This window comes from Rothia sp. HMSC072B03 (genome assembly GCF_001809565.1).
Classification (GTDB): Bacteria; Actinomycetota; Actinomycetes; order Actinomycetales; family Micrococcaceae; genus Rothia; species Rothia mucilaginosa_A.
Genome location: NZ_KV797969.1, coordinates 397817 through 412945, shown reverse-complemented (window position 1 = coordinate 412945; position 15129 = coordinate 397817). Strand labels below are relative to the sequence as shown.

11 protein-coding genes and 1 pseudogene are annotated in these 15129 nt (G+C 60.7%); 4 read left to right on the top strand and 8 right to left on the bottom strand.

What is annotated here, in order from left to right; all coding sequences use genetic code 11:
• A pseudogene (locus HMPREF2630_RS05140) lies at positions 1-335 on the bottom strand (MurR/RpiR family transcriptional regulator); the annotation flags it as partial.
• Between the two features lie 239 nt (positions 336-574).
• Positions 575-2215 carry an alpha-glucoside-specific PTS transporter subunit IIBC gene (locus HMPREF2630_RS05135; protein ID WP_305793923.1) on the bottom strand — a complete coding sequence of 547 codons (1641 nt, stop codon included), beginning with the start codon at positions 2213-2215 and terminating at the stop codon, positions 575-577.
• 428 nt (positions 2216-2643) lie between these two features.
• On the opposite strand from HMPREF2630_RS05135, the gene HMPREF2630_RS05130 reads away from it, so the two are divergent.
• The 3 genes from HMPREF2630_RS05130 to HMPREF2630_RS05120 all read left to right on the top strand — a co-directional run bounded on the left by HMPREF2630_RS05130 (position 2644) and on the right by HMPREF2630_RS05120 (position 7340).
• A complete protein-coding gene (locus tag HMPREF2630_RS05130; RefSeq protein WP_070483693.1) occupies positions 2644-3522 on the top strand; it encodes an endonuclease/exonuclease/phosphatase family protein in 879 nt (292 codons plus the stop codon).
• Between the two features lie 71 nt (positions 3523-3593).
• On the top strand, positions 3594-5408 hold the full coding sequence (locus tag HMPREF2630_RS05125; RefSeq protein WP_070483691.1) for a glycoside hydrolase family 13 protein: 1815 nt from the start codon (positions 3594-3596) through the stop codon (positions 5406-5408).
• A 126-nt stretch (positions 5409-5534) separates the two neighbouring features.
• Complete coding sequence (locus tag HMPREF2630_RS05120; RefSeq protein WP_070483689.1) at positions 5535-7340, top strand: alpha-glucosidase; 1806 nt, start codon at positions 5535-5537, stop codon at positions 7338-7340.
• A gap of 121 nt (positions 7341-7461) precedes the next feature.
• Here HMPREF2630_RS05120 and HMPREF2630_RS05115 read toward each other — a convergent pair whose 3' ends face one another.
• Positions 7462-8430 carry an AEC family transporter gene (locus HMPREF2630_RS05115; RefSeq protein WP_070483687.1) on the bottom strand — a complete coding sequence of 323 codons (969 nt, stop codon included), beginning with the start codon at positions 8428-8430 and terminating at the stop codon, positions 7462-7464.
• A 379-nt stretch (positions 8431-8809) separates the two neighbouring features.
• Here HMPREF2630_RS05115 and HMPREF2630_RS09105 point away from each other — a divergent pair, with 379 nt between their 5' ends.
• Positions 8810-9283: a hypothetical protein gene (locus HMPREF2630_RS09105; protein ID WP_143131596.1), complete on the top strand. Its 474-nt coding sequence runs from the start codon at positions 8810-8812 to the stop codon at positions 9281-9283.
• Between the two features lie 204 nt (positions 9284-9487).
• Here HMPREF2630_RS09105 and HMPREF2630_RS08930 read toward each other — a convergent pair whose 3' ends face one another.
• The 5 genes from HMPREF2630_RS08930 to guaB all read right to left on the bottom strand — a co-directional run bounded on the left by HMPREF2630_RS08930 (position 9488) and on the right by guaB (position 15001).
• Positions 9488-9910: a type II toxin-antitoxin system VapC family toxin gene (locus tag HMPREF2630_RS08930; RefSeq protein ID WP_083298888.1), complete on the bottom strand. Its 423-nt coding sequence runs from the start codon at positions 9908-9910 to the stop codon at positions 9488-9490.
• An 8-nt stretch (positions 9911-9918) separates the two neighbouring features.
• Positions 9919-10185, bottom strand: coding sequence for a type II toxin-antitoxin system Phd/YefM family antitoxin (locus HMPREF2630_RS05105; protein ID WP_049346330.1), 267 nt, complete (start codon positions 10183-10185; stop codon positions 9919-9921).
• A 224-nt stretch (positions 10186-10409) separates the two neighbouring features.
• Positions 10410-12002 carry a glutamine-hydrolyzing GMP synthase gene (gene guaA, locus HMPREF2630_RS05100; protein WP_049331985.1) on the bottom strand — a complete coding sequence of 531 codons (1593 nt, stop codon included), beginning with the start codon at positions 12000-12002 and terminating at the stop codon, positions 10410-10412.
• Between the two features lie 205 nt (positions 12003-12207).
• Positions 12208-13338: a GuaB3 family IMP dehydrogenase-related protein gene (locus HMPREF2630_RS05095; RefSeq protein WP_049345709.1), complete on the bottom strand. Its 1131-nt coding sequence runs from the start codon at positions 13336-13338 to the stop codon at positions 12208-12210.
• A gap of 145 nt (positions 13339-13483) precedes the next feature.
• Positions 13484-15001 carry an IMP dehydrogenase gene (guaB, locus tag HMPREF2630_RS05090; RefSeq protein ID WP_049331981.1) on the bottom strand — a complete coding sequence of 506 codons (1518 nt, stop codon included), beginning with the start codon at positions 14999-15001 and terminating at the stop codon, positions 13484-13486.
• Positions 15002-15129: the final 128 nt, after the last annotated feature.

Below are 15129 nucleotides of genomic sequence, written 5' to 3'. Positions count from 1 at the left end.
TAGATGCGTTTAAGCAGACCGCTCAACTCCATGTGGTCGAGGTAGTCGTAGGTGCGCTGAATATCCTCGCGGCCGCTCTCGATGAAGCGGGGGTTGAAGGGCTCACTACGGCTAAGGGAAGACTTGATGAAGTACTTCAGCTCAGCGAATCCTGAAAAGTTCAGCTTCTTCGTCAGTCGAATAATCGAACTGGTCGAGGTGTAGGTTTTGTGCGCCAAAGAATTGATCGTCGACTCCGCGACGAACTCCTCGTTCTCCAGCATGAAGGCCAAAATTTCCCGTTCAGTTTCACTGAACCGGTGCTGATTCGCATTCACGACGTCTTGTAAATCCACTCAGAGCTCCTGAATCCGATGGTGAGCAATATATAAATATTACACGCTTCGGATTCCACAGCCCGGTTCTGCCGTATTGTTCCCGCTCACGCAGAACCTTTCGAGAGAGGCCCACAACCGGGGCCAAGGATACCCAAGATACAGCTTCGCCGGCAGCACCGGATGTATCCGGTACCGCCGGCGAAGCGGATTATTCACTGCCCGATGCGCGAACTACGCGGCGAGCAAATGCGATGGCTCTAGACGTTGCTCTTGGAGCTGTTCACCATGGTCTCGAAGCGTTCACGGACCTGGGGAACGTCCATACCGACAATCACCTGGAAGGCCTTGCCCTTGCGGACGACACCCAGGGCGCCAGCGCTCTTGAACTCCGCATCCGAGGTGCTGACCAGGGACTCATCGGCCACGGAGACACGCAGGCGGGTTGCGCAGTTGTTCACGGTGGTGATGTTGTCTGCGCCGCCGAGCAGCTCGAGGAAGCCAGCCGCACGGGGTGCGTACAGGTCGGCGCCTTCGGCGTCACCGGCAGCGGCTGCGCCGCCGTCCTTCTCAGCAGCCTTAGCAGCCTTGTACTCTGCCTTGCTGTAGAGCTTGGTCTCGCCGCCGTCTTCTTCACGACCGGGGGTCTTGAAGTCGAACTTCAGAATCATGAAGCGGAAGATCACGAAGTACAGGACGGTGAAGCACAGGCCCACACCAATCTGCATGAGGTAGGTGCCGGAGTGGTTTGCCCACAGCGGAATCCAGTTCTGGAACAGGAAGTCGAGCAGACCGCCACCCATGTAACCAACCAGACCCAGCTGGTACATGATTGCTGCCATGGATGCTGCCAGGATTGCGTGGACCAGGAACAGCGGGGGTGCCAGGAACAGGAAGGTGAACTCGAGGGGCTCGGTGATACCAATCAGGATCGCGGTGAGGCAGACGGGAATCATCAGAGCGAGAACTTCCTTGCGCTTCTCGGGACGAGCAGTGGTGTAGAACGCCGCTGCGATACCGATGGGTGCGAAGACCTTCGAGTTACCGTGCAGTGCGAAGCCGCCGCCGGGGAACAGTTCCTTCAGGGGCTTGTCGCTCTTTGCGAACTCGGTTAGGTGGGTCGGCCAGTCCTTAGCGATACCGTTCGGGGTAACAACGTTACCGAAGACGAACGGGGAGTAGATGAAGTGGTGCAGACCGGTCGGAATCAGGAAGCGCTCGAGGAAGGTGTAAACCCACACGCCGAGTGCGCCGGATGCGATGAAGAAGCCCTGCAGGGAGGAGATGCCGTGCTGAGCGTAGGGCCACAGCCAGGAGAACAGGAAGGCGATGGGCATCATCAGGAAGAAGCAGACGCCGTAGACGTACTGGGAACCCTGGAAGATGCCGAGGAAGTCGGGCAGCTTCTTGTCGAACCAGCGGTTGTGTGCCCACACCACGATTGCGGAGATGATGATGGCACCGAAGATACCGGTGTCCATGGTCTTGATACCGGCGATCATCTTCAGACCGGTACCTGCCGCGCTCTCAGAGATGTCGGTGGTGTAGTCCAGGTCGAAGAAACCGGTGCCGCCCTTGCCCCATACCTTGAGCATGGTGCCGACGAAGTAGTTGAAGGTCAGGTAGACCATTGCAGCTTCCATCACTGCACGTGCGTTAGCGGTCTTTGCCAGTGCAATGGGCAGACCGATCACGAAGAGCAGTTCCATCTGGTTGAAGACGGTCCACGCACCGGACTCCCATACGGCCCAGAACTGGGACCAGAGGTTGTTCTTATCGGCGGCCAGGCCAATCAGCTGGTCGTTCTGCGCGATGATCGCAATACCGACCGCGAGGCCAGCGAATGCGAAGAGAAGAACGGGTGCCAGCATGGCAGAGCCGAACCTCTGTACTTTTTCCATCATGAGGCTATACGCCCTTTCGGGTATCGAGTGAGCGGGCGCAAGGGGCGGGCGGTCTTTGCCCGCCTGGGCTAACGCATCTTTATAAACACCCTTGAAAGTGTATGAGATGCACACCACACGACCTGCGCGCGCTAAGTGTCGAATGTGTTTTAGACAGAAATAATAATGCCACTTCATTCCGACCCATATGCACCCGAAGGACAGTTCTGAAAGAGTTTTTCACAACCTGAAACATATCCCGGCACCGGGTAAAAATACTGGGGAATAATCAAGCTTTTCCCCTGTCTGCCGGGGCCCAGACTCGATAGCATGAACATACTTGCGCGGCCGGAGACTGCCCTCCACCACTCAGAGCTTCCACGGAGAGAGCCATCCGACGCGCCCACCCCGTACCCCTACCCGAAACCCAATCGAAACTTATATATATGCGTTTCCTCACCCTCAACACCCACAGCTGGTGCGAAATCCATCAGATTGACAAGATCCGCACCCTCGCGCAGTTCATCGTTGATCAGCAGGTGGACGTTATCGCCCTCCAGGAGGTCAACCAGCTGACCTCCACCCCCGTGGTGGAGCATCCCCTCCACTTCCGCGGTGGCGCGGGCATCCCGGTCCGTGAAGACAACTACGCCCTGCTCCTCGTGCGCACGCTGGAGGCGCTCGGCGCCCGCTACGAGTGGACCTTCACCGAGACCCACCTCGGGTGGGAGCGCTACGACGAGTGCGTGGCCGTCCTCTCGCGCATGCCGATCCGCGGCATCAGGCCCATCGACATGTCCCCCGACTACACCTACTTCCAGGTGCAGCGCCGCGCCGCGCAGGCCGCCCTCATCGAGACCCCCTCCGGTCCTTTCTGGTGCGCCACCACCCACATGTCTTGGTGGGACTTCGACGGTGAGCCCCTCTTCGCTCAGGAATTCACCCGCCTCTCGCAGACCCTGGCCGAATGTGCCGAAACCGCCCCCGTACTGCTCGGCGGCGACTTCAACTCCGCCGCGCATCTGCCCGACGAGGGCTACGCCTTCGTGACCTCTACCGGCCTGATCGATACCCGCACCATCGCGAAGCACACCAAGGGTGAGAACACCGTGCACCGCGAGATTGCCGGCTGGGAGGGCTCCTCGGATGCCAAGCGCATCGATTTCGTGTTCACCGACCGCCTCGTCGACGTGGCTTCCCACGAGGTGGTCTTCCGGGATAACTCCCCCGAGGCGATTTCCGATCACAGCGGCCTGCTCCTGGAGATTGACCCCGCAAGCTGGGCCCCGCAGAGCGTCCTGACGCCCCTCACCACCCAGCACTAAGGGCATCAGACTTTAGCCGCCCACAGAGCGGCCCCACACAACACTCATCCATACCAAGGGAAGGAAGAACAATGACGACCCAGACCCAGTGGTGGCAGGAACCCGTTGTCTATCAGATTTACCCCCGCTCCTTCAACGACTCCAACGGCGACGGCATCGGCGACCTGCCCGGCATCACCGAGAAGATTCCGTACCTGGCAGACCTCGGCATCGAAGTACTGTGGCTCTCCCCCATCTACGCTTCTCCGAACGACGATAACGGCTACGACATCTCCGACTACCGCGCCATCATGGCCGAGTTCGGCACCATGGAAGACTTCGATGAGCTACTCGAAACTGCGCACAAGCACGGCATCAAGCTCATGATGGACCTGGTCGTCAACCACAGCTCCGACGAGCACGAATGGTTCAAGCAGGCACGCTCCTCCAAGGACAATCCCTACCGCGACTACTACATCTGGCGCGACCCCAAGGGCTTCGACGAGGACGGCAAGCCTATTCCGCCGAACAACTGGATTTCCTGCTTCAGCCCCTCCGTGTGGGAGTGGGATGAGGCAACCGGCCAGTTCTACCTGCACTACTTCTCCGTCAAGCAGCCCGACCTGAACTGGGAGAACCCGAAGGTCCGCGAAGAGGTCTACGACATCATGCGCTTCTGGCTGGACAAGGGCGTGGACGGCTTCCGCATGGACGTCATCAACCTGATTTCTAAGGACCTCTCCTTCCCCGAGGATCCGGCAGTCCTCGCTGGCGGCCTCGACAACTCCCTGGCTGTCGCAGCCAACGGCCCGCGCGTGCACGAATTCCTGCAGGAGATGAACCGCGAGGTCTTGAGCAAGTACCCGGTCATGACCGTGGGCGAAACCCCCTGCGTGACCGTCGACGACGCCGCGCTCTACACCGGTTTCGACCGCAACGAGCTGCAGATGGTGTTCCAGTTCGAGCACATGGACGTGGATGCCTCCGAGGGTGGCGTGACCGGCAAGTGGTCCGACCGCCGCTTCGACCTGGTGGACCTGAAGAAGGTCCTCACCCACTGGCAGGAGGGCCTGCACGGCCGCGGCTGGAACTCCCTGTACTGGAACAACCACGACCAGCCGCGCACCGTCTCCCGCTTCGGTAACGACTCCCCCGAGTACCGCACCGTCAGCGCCAAGATGCTGGGTACCGTGCTGCACATGATGCAGGGTACCCCCTACATCTACCAGGGCGAAGAGCTGGGCATGACCAACGTCTTCTTCGACGACGTCAAGGACTACAACGACCTGGAGATTCACGACTCCTGGCGCAAGTACGTTGAGGAGTCCGGCCGCGTCTCCCCCCAGGACATGCTGCGCTACATCAGCGCCTCCGGCCGCGATAACGCCCGCACCCCCATGCAGTGGACCGCCGGCGAGAACGCAGGTTTCACCACAGGCGCCCCGTGGCTGAAGCTGAACCCGCGTTACACCGAGATTAACGCGGAGTCCGAGCTGGCAGACCCGGATTCGGTGTTCTACCACTACCGCGACCTGATTAGCCTGCGCCGCAAGCACCCGATTGTCCTGACCGGCGAGTACCGCCTGCTGGATGAAGAGGATGACCAGGTCTACGCCTACCTGCGCGTGAACTCCGACGAGGACGCAGCCGCAACCGGCGAGCGCGCCCTGCTGGTCGTCGCCAACTTCACCGACGACACCGTTCAGCTGAACTACGCGGGCGGCAACCTGGACTCGGTCGTGCTGACCAACTCGCAGGCCCTCTCCCCGACCGAGCTGAAGGCTATCTCGAACGTTCCGCAGCTGATTAGCTCGAACTACCGCGATGAGAACCGCGAGTTCACCGACGAGGGCACCCTGCTGCGCCCCTACGAGGCTAAGGTCTACCTCTTCGGTAACGCCGAGTAGGCACGCCCCAAAATAATGGTGCGCGAGGGGGACCAGACGCGGACGTTCCGGTCCCCCTCGCCCTATACTTCAATCACAGACTCCTTTTTTCTCTTCGGCGTAACCCGCCGGTACAGAAAGGCAATTATGAGCAATTCCGAGGCATACCAGGTTCCCTCCTACGAAGGCCGCCAGTGGTGGAAGGAAGCCGTGGTGTACCAGGTGTACCCCCGTTCCTTCAACGACGCAAACGGCGACGGTATTGGCGACCTGAAGGGCATCACCGAGAAGCTGCCCTACCTGGCTAAGCTGGGCATCAACGTCATTTGGCTCTCCCCCGTGTTCGACTCGCCGAACGTGGACAACGGCTATGATATCTCTGACTACTTCGCCATCATGAGTGACTTCGGCACCATGGAAGACTTTGACGAGATGCTTGAAACCGCTCACAAGCACGGCATCAAGATTCTGATGGACCTGGTCGCGAACCACACCTCCGATGAGCACCCCTGGTTTAAGGAGTCCCGCTCGTCTAAGGACAATCCCTACCGCGACTACTACATTTGGAAGGACCCGAAGGGCTTCGACGAGGACGGCAACCCGATTCCTCCGAACAACTGGGCATCCGAGTTCGGTGGCCCGGCGTGGGAGTGGGACGAGGCGACCGGCCAGTTCTACCTGCACATCTTCTTCAAGGAACAGCCCGACCTGAACTGGGAGAACGAGAAGGTTCGCGAGGACCTGTACTCCATGGTCCGCTGGTGGCTGGACAAGGGCGTTGACGGCTTCCGCCTGGACGCTATCAACATCATCTCCAAGCCCGAGGGTTTCCCGGATGACCCCTCCACCGACTTTGAGAAGCACACCTCCTCGATTCCGTTCGTCATTACGAACGGCACCATGGTGCACCCGTGGATGAAGGAACTGACCCGCGAGACCTTCAGCCGCTACGATGTGATGACCGTGGGCGAGACCAGCGCAACCAGCCCCGAGGACGCTAAGCTGTGGGCCGGCTACCACACCGGTGAGCTGAACATGATCTTCCACTTCGATCACATGGGCGTGGATAACGACCCGAACGGCAAGCTGGGCGGTAAGTGGTCCTACGCGCCGTACAAGCTGACCGAGCTCAAGCGCATCCTGAACGACTGGCAGACCACCCTGGAGGGTAACGCCTGGGGTTCGTTGTACTGGAACAACCACGACCAGCCGCGTGTGGTCTCCCGTTTCGGTAACGATTCGGATGAGTTCCGCACCCTGTCCGCTAAGCAGCTGGCGACCACTCTGCACTTCATGCAGGGCACCCCGTACATTTACCAGGGTGAAGAAATCGGCATGACCAACGTGAAGTTCGATTCGATTGAGGATTACCGCGATGGTGACTCGATCCGCTTCTACGAGGACATGCACGTGGACCACAAGCGTCTGAGCCACGAAGAGGCGATGCAGGCGATCTACATCAAGGGCCGCGACAATGCTCGTACCCCGGTTCAGTGGGATGCTTCGGCAAACGCCGGCTTCAGCCCCGAGGGCGTGACCACCTGGATTAACGTGAACCCGAACTACCCGGCGATTAACGCTGAGGCTGTTCTGGCGGATGAGGACTCGATCTTCTACCACTACCAGCAGCTGGTGGCTCTGCGCCGCGGCGAGCTGAAGGATCTGATGGTTTACGCATCCTTCGCTCCGGTTGATTCGCTCCAGGTTCCGCACGATCAGGACGAGGCCGTGTACGCCTACACCCGTACCGGCGGCGCGGACGGTTCCCCCGCGAACGAGTCTCTGCTGGTGATTTCGAACTTCACCGCCGACGAGCTGGAGCGCGACTTCGCCGTGTTGAACGAGGCACACGAGTCTGGCGCCCGCGTCGAGCTGGTGAGCTCCAACTACAAGGACGACGCAGGTTCGACCCTGCGCCCCTACGAGGCAAAGGTCTACCACATCGTTCGATAGCGAAAGCTGTCCGACGGCTGCTGACCTCTAGGTCGGCGTAGAACCGCGGGAGGGCGGGGATTGTACGATCCCCGCCCTCCTTTTGCTGTACCCGCTCGTTGTGTGCTCGTTTCGGCTCCGGCTAACCGGAGAACGCAAGCTGAAGAATCGGCACCGCCAGCGCGATAAGACCGACGCTGACGACCGCCCCTGCGGCGATGACGGGGGCTGCGGTGCCCTCGTGCCGGTAGTGGGTCTCAAGGATCACGATATTGGCGGCAGGCGGCAGGACTCCCAGGATGAAGAGCACCTGCGGGTAGGCCAGTAGCTGGTCGAAGTGTACGCCCGCCGCGTCGTGCGCCCAACGGGCGAGCGCCAGCACGCCGAGGCTGTAGACGCTCACGAGCGCGGTGCGGAGCACCCCCCATCCGGCGGCCCGGGTCAGGTCTGCGCGGTGCAGCTTGGCGGCCCCGAGCCACATGCCCAGAACGATCATTCCGATAAAGCTGAAGACCCAGGTCAGCACCCGGTAGAACCCGGCTCCGTGAACACTCAGGAAGTGCCCTGCGGGCAGGCAGAGCAGGCCGATTACCACGGCGATAACGGGTGGGCTCGTGCGCAGCCCTCGCAGTACCCTGCGGATGGTTGCGCCGCGGCTCGGGGCGGTGGCCGTACGGGGTGGGGAACCTTCACCAGATTCGGCCCTCGAGTCGCCCCGTAGCAGCGAGGTACCCAGAATATCGCCCATGATGGAGTTGCCGATATACGCGCCGATGTAGACGCGCACGGCCTCATCGCCCCAGATGCCCGCGACCACGGGGATGCCGAAGAGCCCGGCGTTTAGGTACACGAAGGCGAGCTTCTGCACGGGATCTCGGGTAATCCGCCCGGCACCGAGCACACCGAGGAGCATCATAACCATGGTGGACGCGGCAACAAAGAACAGCTCGGGGCGGCTGGTGGCAACCGTGTAGATGATGACGGCGGGAATAATCCAGCGGGTCAGCAGGGCCGAGGCCCATTCCTTGAGCTGTCTGCCCCGGTGCTCGGGCAGGGTGAGGGCCAGCGTCAGCCCTGCAACCAGGTAGATGAGGGGCAGGATGATTCCCACAAGACGCTCCTTCGGTCACCGCGTTGGCCCTTATTTTGGATGCGCACCGCGCCGTTGCGCTAGGCCGCCTTTTCCATGGTCTCACGTTCGGGCACCGAGGACGGGCCGGCGAGGAATATTCTCGGGAATGTGAGCCTGTCTAATATCGCCCGCCTATACATTCAGATTAAGGTTGAGCATTTCACGGGATGCCATTTCGAAATTTTCGCGTCATATTGCATCATATTTGCCGAAACCCTCGTATTTTTTATACATCAAATTTACTCTAGAAATACGCAGAGATTGCATTTCCTACCGTATGAACTCGTCTGCCGTCCATACCCTCACGAAGCGAACTCAGCAGGATTAGTTCCCTTCAAGATCTCGCCGGGAGCACGCAATGCAGCAGCCTTACCTCTCCAGCCCTTCCGACTCCGGGGGTGTCCCCTCCCCCAAGGTAGCGCGTCAGAAAACCCCGCGCCGCGCCGCTCACCCCCACGCCGGGGTGCGTATCCCGTGGCGTTCCGCGTCCGCCGCTACGAGCGTTCCGGCGGTTGCCTCCGTAGCCTCTACCCGTTCAGAAGCTCGGGTCGAGGAACGCACGTTTAGGGTCCCGCACCCGGTACTGAGCCTACTGTCCTGGTTGATTGCGGTGGCAAGCGTCGCATGGCTCGCCGTTTTGGGCGTAAACCTGACTCACCTGGTACTCTCCGGCCTGGAACACGACTCCGATTTCCTGGTGCTGACCTACGGCGTGTACATGGCCTGCGCTTTTGGGTTCCTGTGTTTTGGGGCCTTCTTTGGTCTGCATTTTGGCCTGGGCTCGAGCGCACATTGGCGTAGTTCGATTCGCCACCCGAATCGGCCGTATTAAATATTTCTGTCCCGCTTAGTTTTGCGGAATTTTCCGGAGTGTATTTCTTTTATTTAGACTCGCAGTTTAAAAAATAAGCGGTTTTCTTTAATTTCGAAGAAAATATCCGTTTCGCATTAATATTTCTCTGCCCCATAGCTAAAGCCGCCCGGCGCATCCACAGCAGGATGCACCGGGCGGCTTCTTCACGGACTCTCAGCCATCTTAGGTTACACACTCAAAGGGGTTCAGGAGCCGAACATTCAGCCGCTCGAAATCTTTTACGTTACGTGTTACGAGAGTAAGACCATGGGTCAAAGCGGTTGCAGCAATCCAGGCGTCATTTTCAGGAGCTTTGTCTGGTACATGAAGCCCTGCACAACAATCAGCTACAGCTCCGTCGATAACAAGAGTCCGTTTCTGAAATTTCTCTCGGACTGCCAAAAACCATTCACGCAGATATGCACCTTGTGCCGGATCCTTACGCTCCATGGCGAGCACTCCACGCTCCAGCTCCATCAAGGTCACGACGCTAATATAGAGCGGCTTGTCTGAGTAAATACGAAACCAAGATTCAAAGACGGGGTCAGCTTTACCTCGAGAGAGTTTCCACAGCTCAGAAATGATATTGGTATCTAGCAGATACATCGTTACCCCTAGAACTCTACGACGGGGCGCTGATGCTTAGAGCGTTCAGGCACAGGAAAATCTTCAGGCAGATCTACATCCTCAGCAGGTTGAGGGTAGTTAGCGAAGAAGTCATAGAGAGAGGTTCCCTCATTCTGGTTGCGTGAGTATTCTTCGTAGGTCATGAGGACATACGTAGGTTCACCACGCTTTGTAATAATTACGGGTGAGTGTTGTGCCTGTTTTTGGGCTTTGGCGAGATTCTGGTTGAACTCGCGGCTAGTCATAACGGTCATGATTTCCCCCTTCTACTCATGACATAGAAAATATAAAGCATGTAACTACGTAGCTACATTATATTTTGCATCTGGTACTACGACAACCCCTCCATCTTCAGACCCGCTATATATCGTTAGGAAGATACGAAGAAGCCGCCCGGCGCATCCACAGCAGGATGCACCGGGCGGCTTCTTCACGGGAGAAGACTCACTCTCCCACGGGGATTACTCCCACGCAGGGATTACTCCCACTCAATGGTTCCCGGGGGCTTGGAGGTAACGTCCAGCACCACTCGGTTAACGTCCTTGACCTCGTTCGTAATGCGGTTCGAGATCTTAGCCAGCAGGTCGTAGGGCAGGCGCGACCAGTCAGCGGTCATCGCGTCCTCAGACGAGACCGGGCGCAGAACAATCGGGTGACCGTAGGTACGGCCGTCGCCCTGAACGCCCACGGAGCGAACGCCAGCCAGCAGAACCACGGGGCACTGCCAGATGTGCTCGTCCTGGCCAGCCGCGGTCAGCTCTTCACGCACAATGGCGTCAGCGGCACGCAGGGTTTCCAGGTTCTCGCGGTTAACCTCGCCGACGATGCGGATACCCAGGCCGGGGCCGGGGAACGGCTGACGTGCCACAATCTTCTCGGGAACGCCGAGCTCACGACCGATGGCGCGGACCTCGTCCTTGAACAGGGTGCGCAGCGGCTCAACCAGTTCGAAGGTCAGGTCGTCGGGGAGGCCGCCCACGTTGTGGTGGCTCTTGATGTTTGCGGTGCCGTCGCCGCCGCCGGACTCGACAACGTCCGGGTACAGGGTGCCCTGGACCAGGAACTTGATGTCTGCGCCCTCTTCGCCGGCCTCTGCAATCAGCTTGCGCTGTGCCTCCTCGAAGGAGCGGATGAACTCGCGGCCGATAGCCTTACGCTTCGCCTCGGGCTCGGTAACACCCTCGAGTGCGGAGAGGAAACGCTCCGACTCGTCGATGGTGATGACCTTGATGCCCATGGATGCTGCGTAGTCCTGCTCGACCTGTTCACGCTCGCCCTCACGGAGCAGACCGTGGTCGATGAAGAAGCAGGTGAGCTGGTCGCCAACAGCCTTGTGCACAAGCGCTGCCGCCACGGAGGAGTCAACGCCGCCGGAGAGCGCACAGATAACGCGGTCGCTACCGACCTGCTCGCGAATCTTAGCGACCTGCTCCTCGATGATGTTGTTGGTGGACCAGGTGGGCTTCAGGCCAGCCACGTTGTAGAGGAAGTTCTCCAGGGCGACCTGGCCGTAGTCGGAGTGCTTCACCTCGGGGTGCCACTGCACACCGCCGAGCTTGCGGGACTCGTCCACGAATGCTGCCACGGATGCGCCGGGGGTCTTAGCCAGAACCTCGAAGCCTTCGGGGGCCTCGGTCACGGAATCGCCGTGAGACATCCACACGTTCTGGGTGGTGGGGGTGCCGGTGAGGAAGGAGGAGTTCTCAGCGCAGACGACGGCGTCGGTTGCGCCGTATTCGCGCAGGCCGGTCTGGGCCACGGTACCGCCGAGGGTCTGGGCCATGACCTGGAAGCCGTAGCAGATACCGAAGATCGGCACGCCAGCTTCGAAAAGGGCCTTGTCGCCCTTGGGGGCGCCGTCGGCGTAAACCGAGGAGGGGCCGCCGGAGAGCACGATGGCTGCCGGGTTCTTGGCGAGCATCTTCTCGGTGCTCATGGAGTGGGGGACGATTTCGGAGTAGATGCCGGCTTCACGCACGCGTCGAGCAATGAGCTGCGCGTACTGTGCACCGTAATCTACCACCAGGACGGGACGCTCTTCGAGCTGGTCCAGGTTCACAGAGTTGGTCACGAAAATTACCTCAACGTGTTGGTGCTAATCCGCGCACTTGCGCGGGGATATATCTATTTTACGCTATCGCGGTGTGAGCTTGAACGCCCGTGGCGCGGGGACTATTCCGCCTACGACCGTTCTTTTTACGCTGCAGATAGAAGGCACCGCCCGGCGACCGCGGGGATAGCCCCGTAGCCGCCGAGCGGTGATTCATGACGCTACATTAGCCGCGGTAGGAAGGAACCACGGTCAGCTCGGCCTTCTGGAACTTCTTCAGCTCCAGGTAGCCGCAGTTAGCCATCGCGCGCTTGAGCGCACCGACAATGTTGCTGGTGCCGTTCACGTGGTGCGAAGGACCGTACAGGACCTCCTCCAGCGTGCCGACGACGCCCAGCGGGGTGCGCACGCCGCGCGGGAAGTCCAGCGAGTGCGCCTCGTTGCCCCAGTACAGGCCCTGGCCGGGTGCCTCGGAGGCGCGAGCCAGCGGAGCGCCCAGCATCACGGCGTCAGCACCCAGCGCGAGCGCCTTCACCATATCGCCGGAGCGGCCCAGGGAGCCGTCAGCAATCACGTGCACGTAGCGGCCGCCGGACTCGTCCAGGTAGTCCGAACGTGCCGCCGCCACGTCGGCGATGGCGGTTGCCATCGGTGCGGAAATACCCAGGCCCTGGCGGGTGGTCTGAGCGGAACCGCCTCCGAAGCCCACCAGCACACCGGCGGCACCGGTGCGCATCAGGTGCTTAGCCTGCGAATAACCGGCCACGCCACCAACGATGACGGGAACATCCAGCTCGTAGATGAACTTCTTCAGGTTCAGCGGCTCGTGCGAGGTCGAAAGGTGCTCGGCAGAGACGGATGCACCGCGGATAACGAACAGCTCAACGCCGGCCTTCACCACGGTCTCGTAGTGCTCCTGAGTATTCTGCGGGCTCAGCGAACCGGCAACCACCACGCCGGAGTCGCGAATCTCTTCCAGGCGTGCGGTAATCAGCTCCGGCTTGATCGGCTCGGAGTAAATCTGCTGCATGCGGGTGGTTGCGGAGGCGGGGTCCGCCTCGGGCAGCTCAACAATCTCGTCGAGCAGCGGCTGCGGGTCCTCGTAACGGGTCCACAGGCCCTCGAGGTTCAGCACACCCAGACCGCCCAGCTTGCCCAGGGCAATAGCGGTCGCCGGGGACATGACCGAGTCCATGGGCGCACCAATAATCGGGGTGTCGAACTTGAAGGCGTCAATCTGCCAGGAGGTGTCGACATCGCGGCGATCGCGGGTACGGCGGGTGGGTACCAGCGCCACATCGTCCAGGGAGTAGGTAGGGCGGGCGCTCTTGGAGAGGCCAATCTGAATTTCAGACATAGGTGAATCCTTTCGAATTCGGTTTGAGGGGTGCCGCCGGGCGTTATTCGCACCGATGCCCGCCCCGGCACCCGGGAGGGTACGGGACGGGCTCAACGGCGCACGGTGTGCACGCCGTGCGGCGAATCATCGTTGGTGATGCGTCTTAGCGACGGTAGTTCGGTGCCTCAACGGTCATCGTGATGTCGTGCGGGTGCGATTCCTTCAGGCCCGCGGGGGTGATGCGCACGAACTGTCCCTTGTTCTTGAGCTCTTCGATGGTGCGCGAACCGACGTAGAACATGGTCTGGCGCAGGCCACCTTCAAGCTGGTGAATCACGGCGGAGAGCGGGCCGCGGAAGGGAACCTGACCCTCGATACCCTCGGGAATCAGCTTCTCCTCGCTGGAGACGTCGGCCTGGAAGTAACGGTCCTTCGAGAAGGACTTGTGGCGGCCGCGGGTCTGCATAGCGCCCAGCGAACCCATGCCGCGGTACGCCTTGAACTGCTTGCCGTTCACGAGAATCAGGTCGCCGGGGGATTCGGTGGTGCCGGCCAGCAGGGAGCCGAGCATCACGGAGTCAGCGCCGGCCACCAGGGCCTTGCCAATCTCACCGGAGTACTGCATACCGCCGTCGGCAATCACGGGAACACCGGCGGGGATAGCTGCCTTAGCGGCCTCGTTGACCGCGGTCACCTGGGGCACGCCCACGCCCGCAATGATGCGGGTGGTGCAGATGGAACCCGGGCCCACGCCAACCTTCACGGCGTCGGCGCCGGCGTCGATGATGGCCTGAGCACCCTGGCGGGTTGCGGCCTGGCCACCGATGACGTCCACGTGTGCGGCGGCGGGGTCCTTCTTCAGGCGGGCAATCATGTCCAGCACGCCCTGGGAGTGGCCGTTTGCGGTATCCACGAAGAGGGCGTCCACGCCGGCCTCGACCAGGGTCATGGCGCGCTCGTAGCCGTCACCGAAGAAGCCGATAGCGGCACCCGCGCGCAGGCGGCCGTCCTCGTCCTTGGTGGCGCGGGGGTACTGTTCGGTCTTCACGAAGTCCTTGAGGGTGATCAGACCGGCCAGCTTGCCTGCCTCGTCCACGAGGGGCAGACGCTCAATCTTGTTGTGGGAGAGCAGGGCGAAAGCCTCGTCCTTGGAAACGCCGGGGCGGGCGGTCACCAGTGGCATGGGGGTCATGATGTCGCGAACGCGGATGTTCTCGAAGTCGCCGCGGGACATGTAGCGGATATCGCGGTTGGTGATGATGCCTTCCAACACGCCCTCTTCGCTCACGACGGGCAGGCCGGAGACGCGGTAGTAACCGCACACTTCGTCGTACTCGGCGATGGTGGCGTCCGCACCGATGGTCACGGGGTTGATAATCATGCCGGATTCGGAACGCTTCACGCGGTCCACGTGTGCGGCCTGGTCCTCGATGGAAAGGTTACGGTGAATCACGCCGAGACCACCCAGGCGCGCCATGGCGATGGCCATAGCGGAATCGGTCACGGTGTCCATTGCCGCAGAAATGATGGGGATGTTCAGGTTAATGCGCTTGGACAGGCGAGTGGAGGTGTCAGCCTCGGAAGGAATGACGTCGGTGTTGCCGGGCAACAGCAGCACATCGTCGTAGGTCAGGCCGGTGAAGCCGAAGGGATCCTCGGACAGAGCGGTGGGGATGGTCATTGTCTACCTTTCGGATGGTGTGCTTCGCCGGTGCGATTTTGCCGTGGGGAAGCGCTTTATACGGTGTCGCGATATGTACCCCACTCCCCCGGCGCGAGTACCAGGCGGAGGCCCACGCGGGTTCTGAG